Source organism: Brevundimonas sp. UBA2503, assembly GCF_002341485.1.
GTDB classification, from domain to species: Bacteria; Pseudomonadota; Alphaproteobacteria; order Caulobacterales; family Caulobacteraceae; genus Brevundimonas; species Brevundimonas halotolerans.
Genome location: NZ_DDOD01000010.1, coordinates 112,545 through 126,825 on the forward strand (window position 1 = coordinate 112,545; position 14,281 = coordinate 126,825).

Genomic DNA, 14,281 nt, shown 5'->3' on the forward strand with positions numbered 1-14,281 from the left:
TGGTTTGAAGACACATGCCTGAAGTGATTTTGCCGGGTGCCTCCGGTCGTCTCGAAGCCCGCTACTCCCCCGGCAAGCGCCCCGATGCCCCGATCGCGCTGATCCTGCATCCGCACCCCAAGGCCGCCGGCCATATGAACAATCCGGTGGTGGTGACGCTGTTCCAGCTGTTCCAGCAGCGGGGCTTTGCCACCCTGCGCTACAACAGTCGGGGCGTCGGCAAGTCGCAGGGCGAGTTCGACTCGGGCATCGGCGAGCTGGCGGACGCCGCCACCGCGCTGGACTGGCTGCAGAGCGAGAACCCCGCCGCCAGCCAGACCTGGGTCGCCGGCTATCAGTTCGGCGCCTATATCGGCATGCAGCTGTTGATGCGCCGTCCCGAGACCGACGGCTTCATCTCGGTGTCGCCGCCGTCCAACATCTATGATTTTTCCTTCCTGGCCCCCTGCCCGGCGTCTGGCCTGTTCCTGCACGGGACAGCCGACACCATCGTGCCGCCGGTCGAGGTCGAGCGCGTGGTCAACAAGCTGCGCACCCAGAAGGGCATCGTCATCGACTATGAGCTGGAGGACGGGGCCACCCACTTCTGGCAGGACCATATCGACGCTGTCGACCGCCGCGTCGCCGCCTATCTGGACAAGCGACTGGAAGAACGGCCGGCATAAGGCCGCTCAGTAGATCAGGAAGGCCTTGCGCGTTTCCGCCCACGCCGCTTCATCCGGCGTGGCGATGGCGTCGAGGTCGCCCGCCTCGGCTCCCGCGTCGTCCACCCACTCCCTGAGCGACGGGCCGCCGTTGATCACATCGATCGGTAGCTTGCCGAACGCATATTCGTACGGAAAATCCCGCCACAGGTCGTAGTCGGGATAAAGGGCGCGGATGGCCTTGAAGCCCAGCGCCTGGACCCGCCAGGGGCGGAAGGCGGCGTGGTCATAGTGCGGGCCTTCGACATGGATCTGCACCCCGTGGCACAGCTGGCCAACGTGTTTGTGGAAGGTCGGCTGGAACCACATTTCGCGGAGGGTACACCCGGTCAGCCAGTCGGGGGCTCGGCGCTGCATCTCGGCAATCACGGCGCGGGCGTCGATGTCGGGGGCGCCGAACAGTTCCAGCGGGCGGGTGGTGCCGCGCCCTTCGGACAGGGTGGCGCCCTCCAGCATGACTGTGCCGGCATAGGTGCGGGCCATGCTGAGCGTCGGCGCATTGGGGCTGGGGTTGATCCACGCCCGCTCCAGCAGCGGCCAGCCGTAGCCGGGCGCGGCGTCAATGGCATAGCCCTGCATCTCGATGACGCGGTAGTCCACGCCGAGCTTGAAATGGTCGATGAACCAGTGGCCCAGCTCGCCCATGGTCAGGCCGTGGCGCATGGGCATGGGGCCGGCCCCGACGAAACTCTCATAGCCGGGCTGAAGCAGGGTGCCCTCGACCGGGCGGCCAGCGGGGTTGGGGCGGTCCAGCACCCACACCGTTTTGCCGTGCTTCTGCGCCGCCTCCAGCACATACAGCAGGGTCGTCACATAGGTGTAGATGCGACAGCCAAGGTCCTGCAGGTCGATCAGGATGACGTCAAAGGTGTCCATCCATTCGTCCTTCGGACGGCGGACCTCGCCATACAGGCTGAACACCGGAAAGCCGTGCACCGGATCGCGATAGTCCGGGCTCTCCATCATATTGTCCTGCAGGTCGCCCTTCATGCCGTGCTGGGGACCGAAGGCGGCGGTGATGTCGATGTCCGGGCAGGCGACCAGGGCGTCGATGGCATGGGTCAGGTCCTCGGTCACCGAGGCCGGATGGGCCAGCAGGGCCACGCGCCGGCCCTTGAGCGGGGTACGCAGGTCCGGTTCGGACAACAGGCGGTCGAGACCGGTCTTCATGAGAGCTCCAGCACGAACGAGTCGGGATGATGAAAGTCGGGCTTATCCGACGGATGCGCCAGCGCCCAGTAGCTGAGCGAGCCATCGCTCGCCTCGATCACGGCGGAGAGGGCGATGCGATCAATGTGGGGCCATTCGGGCCAGTGGAGGATGGCGTCCAGCTCGAACGCGCCACCTGCCTGTTCCGACCGGATCACCTGGACATGACCATCAAGGTTCCCCCCCCCTTCACGATAGCTGCTGAAGTGGTAGGCAGCCCACTGCCCTGAGGGCGAGATGTTGAATTCGGCGTAGCTGCCGTCACGAAGCTGCGCGAAGACCTCAAAGCAGGTCGTGCGCCAAAGCCCGTCGGCTCGCCCAAGATCAGGGTCCGACGCCGTCAGCGGGTTTGCCTTCTTGCCATTTCTGTTTGCGACAAAGGCTGCCGCATAGTCAGCGCTTCGCCGAGCATGGGTGGCTGCAATCGAGTCCAGCCATTCCGGAAGCACGACCTGGCCTCCGAAACCGCTCAGCCGAAAGCTGACATGGATCCAGCTCCGCCCTTCGATATCGAACTCAACCGTGATCGCTTCCGAGTTATGAAAGCCGGACGCACCGAAGGCGGACAGGGCAGCATTCAGGATCATGGTTGCGCGCTCGGTTCGCCTAGCCAGATGTCCGTGCTACACGCCCCTTCCCTTTCCCGCCAAGCCTTAAGCCCCATGACCGATCACGCCTTTCAGTCCGACTTTCTCAAGACGCTGCGGGATCGCGGCTATATCCACCAGATCACCCATCCGGACGAGCTGGATGCGGCAACGCGGTCGGGCGTGGTGTCGGGCTATATCGGGTTTGACGCGACGGCCCCCAGCCTGCACGTCGGCTCGCTGATCCAGATCATGATGCTGCGCCGGCTGCAGCAGGCCGGGCATCGCCCCGTGGTGGTCATGGGCGGCGGCACGACCAAGGTCGGCGATCCGACCGGCAAGGATGCCTCGCGGCCCCAGCTGACCGACGAGACGATCCAGTCGAACATCGCCTCGATCCGCACGGTGTTCGAGAAATTCCTGACGTTCGGCGACGGGCCGACCGATGCGGTCATGATCGACAATGACGACTGGCTGTCGACCTATGGCTACATCCAGTTCCTGAGGGACTACGGCACCCATTTCACGGTCAACCGCATGCTGGCCTTTGACTCGGTCAAACTGCGGCTTGAACGCGAGCAGCCGATGACCTTCCTCGAGTTCAACTACATGCTGATGCAGTCGGTGGACTTTTTGGAGCTGAACCGGCGGCTGAATGTGACGCTGCAGATGGGCGGCTCGGATCAGTGGGGGAATATTGTCTCGGGTGTCGATCTGGTGCGGCGGGTGGACCAGAAGGCCGCCTTTGGCCTGACCACGCCGCTGTTGACCACGGCATCAGGCGGCAAGATGGGCAAGACGGCCCAGGGTGCGGTGTGGCTGAACGCCGAGCAGCTGAGCCCGTACGACTACTGGCAGTTCTGGCGGAATGTGGATGATGCGGATGTGGGCAAATTCCTGCGCCTGTTCACCGACCTGCCGCTGGACGAGATCGCGCGGCTGGAAGCGCTGGACGGCGCGGCCATCAACGACGCCAAGAAGGCTCTGGCCGATGCCGCAACGACCATGCTGCACGGCGCCGGCGAGGCGGACAAGGCGCGCGCTGCGGCCGAGGGCGCGTTCGAGCGGGGCACGCTGTCTGCGGACCTGCCCACGGTTGAGCTGCCGCAGGACGAGGTGATTGGAGCGATGATCGCGGCCGTGACGACGCGGGCCGGCCTGACGGCCTCCAACGGTGAGGCCCGGCGTCTGGCCCAGGGTGGCGGGCTGCGGCTCAATGATGAACCGGTTGCCGATGGAGCCCGCCTGATCGAGGCGGCGGATATCAATGCAGACGGTGTCCTGAAACTGGCCGCCGGCAAGAAGAAGATCGTTCTGGTGAGACCTGTCTGAGGAGACGCAGATGTCCGAGCTTGAAGGCAAACCCGTTCCGGCATTTGACATGCCGACCGCCGACGGGGACCGGGTCAGTGACGGGGCGCTGAAGGGCCGGCCCTATGTGCTCTACTTCTATCCGAAGGCGGACACGCCCGGCTGCACGACCGAGGGCAAGGACTTCTCGGCGCTGATGGACGAGTTTACCGCAGCAGGAGCCCGGGTGATCGGCGTGTCGAAGGACACGGTGAAGAAGTTGTCGAACTTCAAGGCCAAGCACGACCTGACCGTCACCCTGGCGGCGGACGAGGATGAGAGCGTCTGTGCGGCATTCGGCACCTGGGTCGAAAAGTCGATGTACGGCCGGACCTATATGGGCATCGAGCGCGCCACCTTCCTGATTGATGCCCAGGGCGTGATCCGCCACCAGTGGCCCCGGGTGAAGGTCAAGGGCCATGCCGAGGAGGTTCTGCAAGCTGTTCGCAGCCTGTAGATTCGCAGTCCGGCCTGCGGGACCGACAACTGTCCGAGAGCTGACGGGTCGTCACCGAAAGCCAGATTCGCGGTTCGCGTGACAGGCGAAATCCAGTCTTGCCGAGCAGCGTTATTCTCCGAATACGATTCCAAAGAGGGTTAATGCTTCCCTAACAGGGTTGAAGCTTCACCGTCGCTGGCGCATAAAGCGTGCGTTCGGGGGTGTAGCGTATGCGCGACGAGGCAGAAACGACCCGGACAGGATGGCTCAAGCGGTGGTTTCCTGTCCGATACATCTATCTTCGCACGGGCGATGAGGTTCAGGCCTACGCCCTGACGGCCCGGCGTCAGATCCTGATGGGCGCGATGGCCGTAGTGCTGATCTGCTGGGGCGCGATCGCCAGCTGCGGCTTTATCCTCGACATGATCGGCGTCAGTCAGGCCGAACGCGCCGTGGCCCAGGCCCGCGCCACGTCCGAACGCGTCAATGCCGACCTGCAGGCCCGGCTGGAGACCGCCGTGGTGCGGATGACCGCCAGCACCGGCTCGCTGGAAGAAATGGCCCAGATGGTCGAGCGGCGCCACGCCGCCCTGACCCAGGTCATGGGCACCTTCCGCGGCGTGGACGGCGCCGAGCTGGAGCTGCAGCCCGTCGTCATGAGCGACTCCGACAGCCGCACGCCGGTCGAGCGCATGGCCGCGGTGCGCATGGATCAGGAGCGTCTGATCGCCCGCGCCGAACAGTTTGCCGAGACCCGCGCCGAGCGGCTGCGGCTGGCGTTCCGGCTGGCCGGCCTGAACCCCGCCGCCTACATCGGACAGGGCACGTCGCTGGGCGGACCGCTGATCCAGGCGGACGATCCGAGCGCGCTGGCGGCCATTCTGGATGTGGATGAGCCGTTCGCCGCCCGCATCCTCAGCGCGACCAGCAATCTGGGCGATATGCGCGCCCTGACCGACGCGTCCGGCGGCCTGCCGTTTGCCCGGCCGACCCAGGCGCGCACGACCTCGGGCTTTGGCGTGCGGTTCGATCCGTTCAACGGTCGCCCTGCCCTGCATCAGGGTCAGGACTTTGCCGCGCCGCTGAATACGCCGATCTATTCGACCGCGCCGGGGGTGGTGTCTTTTGTTGGCGTTCGTTCAGGGTATGGCAACACCGTTGAGATAGACCACGGAGGCGGTTTCAAGACGCGCTATGCCCATCTCAACTCGGCGTCCGTTCAAATCGGGCAGCGGGTCGCGCTGGGCCAAAGAATCGGGGCCATGGGTTCGACCGGACGGTCGACCGGTGTGCACCTGCACTATGAGGTCTGGATGAACGGCCGCGCCCAGAATCCAGCCCGCTTCATGAAAGCCGGAGATTATCTTGTTCAATAAGTCGAAGTCCCCCGCCAAGCCGTCGTCGGTGCCGTCGATCCCGCCGCTGCCCGACATGCCGCAGGCGCCCCAGGCATCGCAGGCGGCACAGGCCCCCTCGTCCCAGCCGCGCCAGCCCGCGCCGCAACAGCAGTCGTCGGGCCGCAATCTGTCGACCCTGTCGGCGGACCTGCGGTTTGAAGGCAATATCTCGGGCTCGGGCGACCTGCAGGTCGACGGCCAGATCAAGGGCGACGTCAAGGTCGGTCGCCTGATTGTCGGCGAGACCGGCGCCATCGAAGGCAGCGTCAATGCCGACTATGTCGAGGTGCGCGGCCGGATCGTCGGTGCCGTCTCGGGCAAGCAGGTCAAGCTGATCTCCACCGCCTACGTCGACGGCGACATCACCGCCGAACAGCTGTCGATCGACATCGGCGCCTATTTCCAGGGCCGCTGCATCCAGGGCAGCCGAAACGCCGCGCCGGCCTCGGCCCCGCGCCCGTCGGCCCAGCCCGCCGTCGCCGCCCAGGCCCCGCAGCCGGTGCCCCAGGCCGAAACACCGCAACGGATCGACATGTCGTCGAACTAACAGACGATTTCGACATGACGTTGAACGGGGCCTTGCGGCCCCGTTTTTCGTATCAGCTGTCGGCGCCGTCGCGGGTCTCGCCCACCCGGGCGGCCAGGGCCGCGCCCATGAAGGCATCGAGGTCACCGTTCAGCACGCCGTCGGTGTCGGAGGTTTCGACATTGGTCCGCAGGTCCTTGACCATCTGATAGGGCTGCAGGACGTAGGAACGGATCTGGTGGCCCCAGCCGATGTCGGTCTTGGCGTCGGCCAAGGCCTGGGCCGCGGCCTCGCGCTTTTGCAGTTCCAGTTCGTACAGACGGGCGCGCAGCATCTTCCAGGCCTGTTCGCGGTTCTGGTGCTGGGATCGGCCGGCCTGACAGGCCACGACGGTGTTGGTCGGTACGTGGGTCAGGCGGACGGCCGAGTCGGTCTTGTTGATGTGCTGACCGCCGGCGCCGGAGGCCCGATAGGTGTCGGTACGGACATCGGCCGGGTTGATGTCGATCTCGATGGTGTCATCCACGACGGGCGATACCCCGATCGAGGCGAAGCTGGTGTGGCGCTTGGCCGCCGCGTCATAGGGGCTGATGCGCACCAGCCGGTGCACGCCCGATTCCGATTTCAGCCAGCCATAGGCATTGGGCCCCTCGATCAGGAGGGTGGCCGATTTGACTCCTGCCTGCTCGCCGGACTCCTCGGCCTCGATCGTGACTTCATAGCCGTGGGCCTTGGCCCAGCGGCTGTACATGCGCAGCAGCATGCCAGCCCAGTCATTGGACTCGGTGCCACCGGCGCCGGAGTTCACTTCCAGATAGGCGTCATTGCCGTCCGCCTCGCCGGACAGCAGGGCTTCCAGCTCGGCGCGCGCGGCGCGGTCCTTGATGGTCTTCAGGGATGCGACGGCTTCCTGATAGGTGGCCTCGTCGTCTTCCTCATCGGCCATTTCCGAGAGCATGATGCCCTCTTCCAGACCGGTCTCCATCTCGCGCACCGTGCCGATCCGGGCTTCCAGCTGCGAGCGTTCGCGGCTGACGGCCTGGGCCTGGTCGGGGTCATCCCACAGGGTCGGGTCCTCGACCCGGGCGTTCAGCTCATCCAGTTTCCGTAGGGCGACATCCCAGTCAAAGACGCCTCCTGAGCAGAGCCACGCTCTGCTCGATGTCAGCCTTCAAGGCCTCGACATCCGCTCTCATCGCCTACTCCTGCGATCTGATGAAAAGGCGCACCCGACCGTGAGGCCGGATGCGCGACAAGCAGCGTACCTAGAGGGTCAGTAGAGCCCGCTCAAGTCCTCTGCCGGTTCCTTCTTGGGCGGAGGCGGCGTGGTGGCCGGGGGCGCAGTGGCCTCCTGACGCGTCTTTTCTTCCTGCTCGCGCCGGATGATGTCGTTGTAGTTCTGCGGCCCCGTCGGCGTTTCGGGCTCACGCGTGGGCTCGGGGATGCGGCGCTCGGTGCCGGGCCGGAAGGCTTCCTCGATGCCGTTCACCGTGCGGAAGACGGCATGCCGGGGCTTGAGGAAAGGCCGCGCCGGATACTCCTTGAGGGCTTCCTGCATGAAGGCATTGAAGATGGGCACGGGCGTCGCCGCACCGGTCTCGCCCCGTCCCATGGGGCGGTTGTCGTCAAAGCCGATGAAGACGCCCACGACGATGTCGGTCGTGAAGCCGACGAACCAGGCCGAACGGTATTCATTGGTGGTGCCGGTCTTGCCCCCGACCCAGCGGCCAAGGCCACGGGCGCTGGCGCCGGTGCCGCGCTGGATGACGCCTTCCAGCATCGAACTGACCTGATAGGCGGTGATGGGGTCGATGACCTGTTCGCCGCGCGGCTCGAGACGCGGCGACTCCTGACCGCTGAAACCCCGGCTGCACTCACGGCAGGCGCGGCTCTCGGCGTTGAAAACGGTCTCGCCGTTCCGGTCCTGGATCAGTTCGATCAGATAGGGTTCGATCCGGCGTCCACCGTTGACGAAGGCGGCATAGGCGGCGGTGAGGTCATAGGGCGTGGTCTCGCCCGCCCCCAGCGACACCGACAGATTGGGCTGCAGGTCGTCGGCCACACCCATGCTCTCGGCCAGATCGACGATCTTGCGCATACCGACCTGATCGGCCAGCCGGACGGTCATGACGTTGCGCGACAGCTCCAGCCCCCGGCGCAGGGTCTGCGGGCCATAATATTCGCGGCTGTAATTTTCTGGCGTCCAGCGGGTGCCGTTCGGACCACCGGCAAAGCTGATCGGCGCGTCCAGTACGATCGAGGCCGGGGTGAAGTCGCCCTCCAGCGCGGCGGCATAGACGATCGGCTTGAAGGCCGAGCCGGGCTGGCGTCGGGCCTGGGTCGCGCGGTTGAAGCTGGACAGGGCGTAGGAGTAGCCGCCGACCATGGCCAGTACCCGGCCGGTCTGGGGGTCGATGGCAACCAGGGCGCCGTTGACGGCCGGAATTTGTTTCAGCGCGAACTGGTCGCCACGCGGCTCGACAAAGATCAGGTCGCCCCGCTGCAGCCGTTTGTTGGCATTGGCCCAGGCGGCATCTGCCGGGACCAGAGCGCCAACACCGTCACTGACGGCCAGACGGATGCGAACGGTGTTGCCCGATACGCTCTCGACCGCCGCCGCCTGCCAGTTCCGCCGTTCAGGGGGCGTGGTTTTCTTCCGGGCCTCCTCCTGCCAGCCGTCTGCGAAGTCTGTGGTGCCCCAGGGGCCGCGCCAGCCGTGGCGGCGATCATAGGCCTCCAGCCCGGTCATCAGGGCGTTGCGGGCGGCCGTCTGGAGGGTCGGATCAAGGGTGGTGCGCAGGTAATAGCCGCCTGCATTGATGGCCTGGGCACCGTATTCGGCAATGGCCCGGCGGCGAGCTTCTTCCACGAAATAGTCGGCGTCGCGGTACTGGGCCCGCATCGGCGCGTCCTGGGTGATCAGGGGTTTGGCGCGCGCGGCAGCCAGCTCCTGCTGCGTCAGGGCCCGGTTGTCGGCCATCTCGCCGAGAACCCAGTCGCGCCGGGCCTTTGCGGCTTCGGGATAGCGTTTAGGGTGATAGTTGGTCGGTCCCTTGGGCAGGGCCGCGAGGAAGGCGGCTTCTTCAGGCGTCAGCTGCTCCAGCGACTTGCCGAAATAGTTGTAGGCCGCCGAAGCGATGCCATACGACCGATAGCCCAGATAGATCTCGTTCAGGTACAGCTCGATGATCTGTTCCTTGCTGAGAGTCGCCTCAAGCCGGCTGGAAAGGATGGCCTCCTTCAGCTTGCGGTTCACGCTGGTCTCATTGGTCAGCATGATGTTCTTGGCGACCTGCTGGGTGATGGTCGATCCACCCTCAAGCCTGCGCCCGGTCGCCACGTTGAAGATGTTCTTGAACATGGCCCGGCCGAGGCCCGAGACATCGACGCCGCCGTGGCTGAAGAAATTCCGGTCTTCGGCGGCCAGAAACGCCTGGATCACGACGGGCGGGATCTGGTCGTAGGACACATAGATTCGGCGTTCTTCGGAAAACTCGCCGATCAGGGTGCCGTCACCGGCATAAACGCGCGTGGCCGTCGCCGGCCGGTAATCGGCCAGCTCGGTCGCATCAGGCAGGTCATGGAAAAGCCACGCCGCGTAAACGGTGACCACCAGGCCAGCCAGGGCAATCGCGCCCAAAAGGCCGATACCCGCCATCACGAACCAACGTTCGGCTATCTTCACCGCTCACTCCGACAGGACCTGTCCTGAGGGTTTAGCCCGCGTCGCCGCCCCGCGAAAGGGTCTGTAACGTCACGGCGGGGCATTGGCCGGTCAGGGGGTGCCACCGGCCTGTGGCGTCCCGGCATAGCGGGTCGGGCTTTGCAGCGCCTGGAAATAGGCGTCGATGCCCGCCACCACGCCCCGCATGAGGTCGCGACGGCGGCGCTCGTCCAGCAGGATGCGTTCGTCCTCAGGATTGGTGACGAACCCCATCTCCAGCAGCACCGCCGGAACATCGGGGGCCAGCAGGACCGCCAGACCGGCATCACGGTGGCTGCGCCGCAGCATGGGGTGGCCGGTGCGCTCGATCTCGCCCAGCAGCGACCGCGCGAACCAGGCCGAGCGATTCTGGGTCGAACGCTGGGTCATATCCAGCAGGATGCGGTCCACCGACGGGTCCTGGCCGGGCAGATGCAGCTCGCGGTGCCAGTCATCGCGAACGGTAAACTCGCGTACGGCCCGCCCGGCGCCCTGTTCGGACAGGGTATAGACGCTGGCGCCGCGCGTGGCCGGATCGGCCCCGGCGTCGGCGTGCAGGCTGATGAACAGGTCCGCACCCGCCTCGCGGGCGATCTCGACCCGGCGCGGCAGGCCGACATAGACATCGGTCGAACGGGTCATGAGGACGCGATAACGGCCCGTGCGCTCCAGTTCAGCCTTGAGCGCCAGACCGGCGGCAAGGGTTATGGCACTTTCGCGCGACTGCTGGCCTGATGCGCCGGGGTCTCGCCCGCCATGACCGGGGTCGATGACGATCAGGGGCCGCTGATCCCCGCGCCGGCCACGCGCCGGTGTGGCGGCGCCCCGGGGCGGCGGCGTCGCCATGGCGGTCGACGCCTCGCCTGTGGCCTTCAGATCGATGACATAGCGATAGTGCTCGACGCCATCGCCGGGCGACAGCAGGAAGCGACGCTCGACTTCGACCCCCGACGCCAGGGCCAGTTCGATTCGCGAGCGGCTGCCGGCCTGGGCGACGCGATAGGTGCGCACCAGCCCCATCCCCGGCCCGCTCTGGCCACGACCGGCGCGAATATTGTCCAGATCGACGACCAGTTGGCCGCTACCTCCGGCCTCGACGAGGGTGCCGCGCGTCGAGGCGTCCAGATCAATGACCACGCGGGTGCGCTGGGCATCCCCGCCGAAGCGCACCCTCAGGACATCGCCGTCGGCTCCGAGAGCCAGCCCGCGCGTGGCGGTCAGCAGCAAGGTGCAAAGCACGACAAGGGCCAGGGCGGTCATGGCCCATTCCTTCGCCCCCCACCGGGCCAGATCGAATTTCAGTGTCGCGCGCATTCTGTCGTAACCGCAGGTATTCACAGGACCGATTTTCGGTGATGCCACACCTGACACAGGCCTCTGTGGATTCCGTTAAGGCCAAGTCGCTTTCAATTCGCGCACGGGCTGCCTATTGTCTGTGTGCTGCGGTCGCGGCCCGTTTCGTGCGGGCCGTGCGGCCATCAGCCCCGATCCCACCCTTCTGACGCCCGCACGGCCTGACCGACGGACGACAGGGCGGAACCGGCCCCACGGATGAAAGACCCCCGACGAAAGGGATGTCTGGCAGCCACCGGGCCGCGTTTCAGGAACACGCACGACCATGGGCCTTTCGACCCGCTCGAATCTGGAGATCGAACCTGTTCGCACAGCCGACGGCCTGACCGTCTGCGCGGGGTTCATCCGGGTCCATGCCCCTCATTCATTCAGGCGAGCCGCTCGACCGGTCGGGACACGTCCCGACGGGCGGGGACCGGCGCGCCCAGGAAAGATCCTTCATGTCCAAGACAATGCTTATCGACGCGGCCCATGCCGAGGAGACCCGCGTCGCCATCGTAGAGGCGCGCCAGGTTGAGGAATTCGACTTTGAATCCCGCGCCCGTCGCCAACTTCGCGGCAACATCTATCTGGCCAAGGTCACACGGGTAGAGCCCAGCCTTCAGGCCGCCTTCGTCGAATACGGCGGCAATCGCCACGGCTTCCTGGCCTTCAACGAAATCCACCCGGACTATTACCAGATCCCGGTCGCCGATCGCGAGGCGATCATGGCCGAGTTGTCCAATTCGTCATCCGATGACGACTCTGAGCACGACGATCTGGGCCGCGAGAGCGACGACGGTGAGTCGGAAGGCGGGCTGGCCGACGAGGAACGTCTGAAGCGGCGCCTGATGCGGCGCTACAAGATCCAGGACGTTATCCGCCGTCGTCAGATCCTGCTGGTGCAGGTGGTCAAGGACGAGCGCGGCGCCAAGGGCGCGGCCCTGACCACCTGGCTGTCGCTGGCCGGCCGCTACTGCGTGCTGATGCCCAACACCGGCAAGGGCGGCGGCATCTCGCGCAAGATCACCCAGGCCACGGATCGCAAGCGCCTGAAGGCGGCGGCAGCGGCACTGGACGTGCCCAAGGGCATGGGCCTGATCATCCGCACGGCCGGCGCCAAGCGCACCAAGGCCGAGATCAAGCGTGACTATGAATATCTGCTGCGACTGTGGGAGACGATCCGCGAGACCACCCTGGGCTCGAACGCGCCCAGTCTGATCTACGAAGAAGAAAACCTTGTCCGCCGCGCCGTGCGCGACATGTTCGACAAGGATTTCGACGGCATCCAGGTCGAGGGCTATGAGGGCTGGAAGCAGGCCCGCGACTTCATGCGCGTGCTGATGCCCGCCCATGCGAAGAAGGTGCACCTGTATACCGGCTCCAAGCCGCTGTTCGCCGCCCACGGCATCGAGGATCTGCTGACCCAGATCCACCAGCCGACGGTGCCGCTGAAGTCCGGTGGCTATCTGGTGATCAACCAGACCGAGGCGCTGGTCGCCATCGACGTCAACTCGGGCCGCGCGACCAAGGAACGCAACGTCGAGCAGACAGCCTACAAGACCAATCTGGAAGCCGCCGTCGAGGCTGCGCGCCAGTTGCGGCTGCGCGATCTGGCCGGGCTGGTGGTCATCGACTTCATCGACATGGATGAGTCGAAGAACAACCGGTCGGTCGAAAAGACCATGAAGGATGCGCTGGCCAAGGATCGCGCCCGCATCCAGATGGGCCGTATCTCGGACTTTGGCCTGATGGAAATCAGCCGCCAGCGTCGTCGTCTGGGCGTGATCGAGGGGGCCACCGAGGTCTGCCCGCACTGCCAGGGCGCCGGACGGGTTCGCTCGGCGGAGTCGGCGGCGTTGATGATGCTGCGCGGCGTCGATATCGAAGCCGGCAAGAATGGTGCCGGGACCATCGGCCTGAAAGTGCCGCTGGACGCAGCCCTGTACATCCTGAATCACAAGCGCGCCTATCTGGACGCCATGGCGCGGATGCGCGGCGTGGTGGTTATGGTCTCGGTCGACGAGAGCCTGGCACCGGGCGACTATGCCATCGAGCGGCTGACCACGGATCCCGAGTTCGTCGCCCCCGAGGCCGATGCCCTGCCGGTCGATGACATGCCGGTCGACGATCTGGCCTTTGACGAGGACTATGAGGACGAAGACGAGGATGAGGACTTCGACGTCGCGTCCGAGGATGCCGACGAAACCGTTCAGGAAGACCGCGCACCGCGCGACCGGGGCCGTCAGCGCGCCCCGGCTCCGGAGGCCTCGGACGACGACAGCGAGGACGGGGGCCGCCGCCGCCGTCGGGGTCGTCGCGGCGGACGTCGCGTCCGCGAGGACAGCGAACGGGACGGCTTCAACTGGGTGCGCGGTCGCACACCCTCGCTGACCGACCCCTATGTCTGGTTCGATCCGCTGAACCCCCATGCTGATACGGACTCGACCGAGCCCCGGCCTGTGCAGGCTGACAAGGCCGACAGCCATCCTGCCAATGATGACGGCGAGAACGAAGGCGAACGCGAGGGCGGTGGCCGTCGCCGTCGTCGCCGTCGTGGACGCGGACGGGATCGGACCGGTTCCGACGAGGCCAGCCCGCGCGCCGAGGCTCGCGCCGCCAATGAAGGCATGATCGACGAAGAGCCGGTCGATACCGCCGTCACCGCTTCGGCCGAGGCGGAAACGTCGGTGCCTGTGACGGAAACGGCGGACGTCGAGCCCGCTCCGAAACGCCGCCGCGTGCGTCGTAAGGTCGTCACCGAAGCCACGGACGATCAGGTCCCCGTCGAGGTCGAAGCCGAGACGACCCTGCCGCCGACGCCGGTCGAACCGGAGGCCCCTGGTGAACCGGCACCTGTTGCCGAGGAACCTGCGGACGATGTCGTCGTCAGCAAGCCTGCTTCCGCGCGCAAGACGGTCGATGTCGAGGAAATCCTGGCCAGCGACCCGAACCAGATCACGGCCCCTCCGCCCAAGCCCAAGCGCGGGTGGTGGCGCCTTTGACCTGACGCCCCATCATGGGGGATGATCAC

The 14,281-nt window shown here is 66.0% G+C and carries 11 protein-coding genes; 6 read left to right on the top strand and 5 right to left on the bottom strand.

Going from position 1 to position 14,281, the window contains the following annotated elements; all coding sequences use genetic code 11:
• Positions 1 to 14 precede the first annotated feature (14 nt).
• Positions 15 to 665 (top strand): alpha/beta hydrolase, encoded by a 651-nt coding sequence (locus B4K74_RS05295; RefSeq protein ID WP_286692067.1) that lies wholly within the window; start codon positions 15 to 17, stop codon positions 663 to 665.
• A gap of 6 nt (positions 666 to 671) precedes the next feature.
• Here the strand turns inward: B4K74_RS05295 and B4K74_RS05300 are convergent, their stop codons facing one another.
• Together B4K74_RS05300 and B4K74_RS05305 are read right to left on the bottom strand one after the other, a co-directional pair.
• Entirely contained in the window at positions 672 to 1,874 is a 1,203-nt protein-coding gene (locus B4K74_RS05300; RefSeq protein WP_286692068.1) for an exo-beta-N-acetylmuramidase NamZ family protein, read from the bottom strand.
• Entirely contained in the window at positions 1,871 to 2,500 is a 630-nt protein-coding gene (locus B4K74_RS05305) for a DOMON-like domain-containing protein (RefSeq protein ID WP_123286674.1), read from the bottom strand. Before B4K74_RS05305 ends, B4K74_RS05300 begins: the two co-directional genes overlap by 4 nt.
• A gap of 75 nt (positions 2,501 to 2,575) precedes the next feature.
• On the opposite strand from B4K74_RS05305, the gene tyrS reads away from it, so the two are divergent.
• The 4 genes from tyrS (at position 2,576) to B4K74_RS05325 (ending at position 6,233) form a co-directional block, all read left to right on the top strand.
• Positions 2,576 to 3,832: a tyrosine--tRNA ligase gene (gene tyrS / locus B4K74_RS05310; protein WP_286712026.1), complete on the top strand. Its 1,257-nt coding sequence runs from the start codon at positions 2,576 to 2,578 to the stop codon at positions 3,830 to 3,832.
• A gap of 10 nt (positions 3,833 to 3,842) precedes the next feature.
• Positions 3,843 to 4,307, top strand: coding sequence for a thioredoxin-dependent thiol peroxidase (bcp, locus tag B4K74_RS05315; RefSeq protein WP_286692070.1), 465 nt, complete (start codon positions 3,843 to 3,845; stop codon positions 4,305 to 4,307).
• 212 nt (positions 4,308 to 4,519) lie between these two features.
• Entirely contained in the window at positions 4,520 to 5,665 is a 1,146-nt protein-coding gene (locus B4K74_RS05320; protein WP_286692071.1) for a M23 family metallopeptidase, read from the top strand.
• Positions 5,655 to 6,233 (top strand): bactofilin family protein, encoded by a 579-nt coding sequence (locus B4K74_RS05325; protein ID WP_241153142.1) that lies wholly within the window; start codon positions 5,655 to 5,657, stop codon positions 6,231 to 6,233. The genes B4K74_RS05320 and B4K74_RS05325 overlap by 11 nt, the downstream gene beginning before the upstream one ends.
• 52 nt (positions 6,234 to 6,285) lie before the next feature.
• Here the strand turns inward: B4K74_RS05325 and prfB are convergent.
• The 3 genes from prfB to B4K74_RS05340 all read right to left on the bottom strand — a co-directional run bounded on the left by prfB (position 6,286) and on the right by B4K74_RS05340 (position 11,229).
• Positions 6,286 to 7,408 (bottom strand): peptide chain release factor 2 gene (gene prfB, locus B4K74_RS05330; RefSeq protein ID WP_123286678.1). Its coding sequence is split into 2 segments (ribosomal slippage): positions 6,286 to 7,338 and positions 7,340 to 7,408, totalling 1,122 coding nucleotides; the frame shifts between segments, so codons are not numbered across the junction.
• 77 nt (positions 7,409 to 7,485) lie between these two features.
• Complete coding sequence (locus tag B4K74_RS05335) at positions 7,486 to 9,870, bottom strand: penicillin-binding protein 1A (protein ID WP_286692090.1); 2,385 nt, start codon at positions 9,868 to 9,870, stop codon at positions 7,486 to 7,488.
• A 117-nt stretch (positions 9,871 to 9,987) separates the two neighbouring features.
• Entirely contained in the window at positions 9,988 to 11,229 is a 1,242-nt protein-coding gene (locus B4K74_RS05340; protein WP_260155127.1) for an N-acetylmuramoyl-L-alanine amidase, read from the bottom strand.
• A 479-nt stretch (positions 11,230 to 11,708) separates the two neighbouring features.
• Between B4K74_RS05340 and B4K74_RS05345 the strand changes: the two genes are divergently transcribed.
• Positions 11,709 to 14,252, top strand: coding sequence for an Rne/Rng family ribonuclease (locus tag B4K74_RS05345; protein WP_286692072.1), 2,544 nt, complete (start codon positions 11,709 to 11,711; stop codon positions 14,250 to 14,252).
• Positions 14,253 to 14,281 lie beyond the last annotated feature (29 nt).

What these genes read in the sequence shown, in the direction of transcription:
- B4K74_RS05295 (WP_286692067.1), top strand. Translation starts at nt 15, where the DNA reads ATGCCTGAAGTGATTTTGCCGGGTGCCTCCGGTCGTCTCGAAGCCCGC.
- B4K74_RS05300 (WP_286692068.1), bottom strand. Translation starts at nt 1,874, where the DNA reads ATGAAGACCGGTCTCGACCGCCTGTTGTCCGAACCGGACCTGCGTACC.
- B4K74_RS05305 (WP_123286674.1), bottom strand. Translation starts at nt 2,500, where the DNA reads ATGATCCTGAATGCTGCCCTGTCCGCCTTCGGTGCGTCCGGCTTTCAT.
- tyrS (WP_286712026.1), top strand. Translation starts at nt 2,576, where the DNA reads ATGACCGATCACGCCTTTCAGTCCGACTTTCTCAAGACGCTGCGGGAT.
- bcp (WP_286692070.1), top strand. Translation starts at nt 3,843, where the DNA reads ATGTCCGAGCTTGAAGGCAAACCCGTTCCGGCATTTGACATGCCGACC.
- B4K74_RS05320 (WP_286692071.1), top strand. Translation starts at nt 4,520, where the DNA reads ATGCGCGACGAGGCAGAAACGACCCGGACAGGATGGCTCAAGCGGTGG.
- B4K74_RS05335 (WP_286692090.1), bottom strand. Translation starts at nt 9,870, where the DNA reads ATGGCGGGTATCGGCCTTTTGGGCGCGATTGCCCTGGCTGGCCTGGTG.
- B4K74_RS05340 (WP_260155127.1), bottom strand. Translation starts at nt 11,229, where the DNA reads ATGCGCGCGACACTGAAATTCGATCTGGCCCGGTGGGGGGCGAAGGAA.
- B4K74_RS05345 (WP_286692072.1), top strand. Translation starts at nt 11,709, where the DNA reads ATGTCCAAGACAATGCTTATCGACGCGGCCCATGCCGAGGAGACCCGC.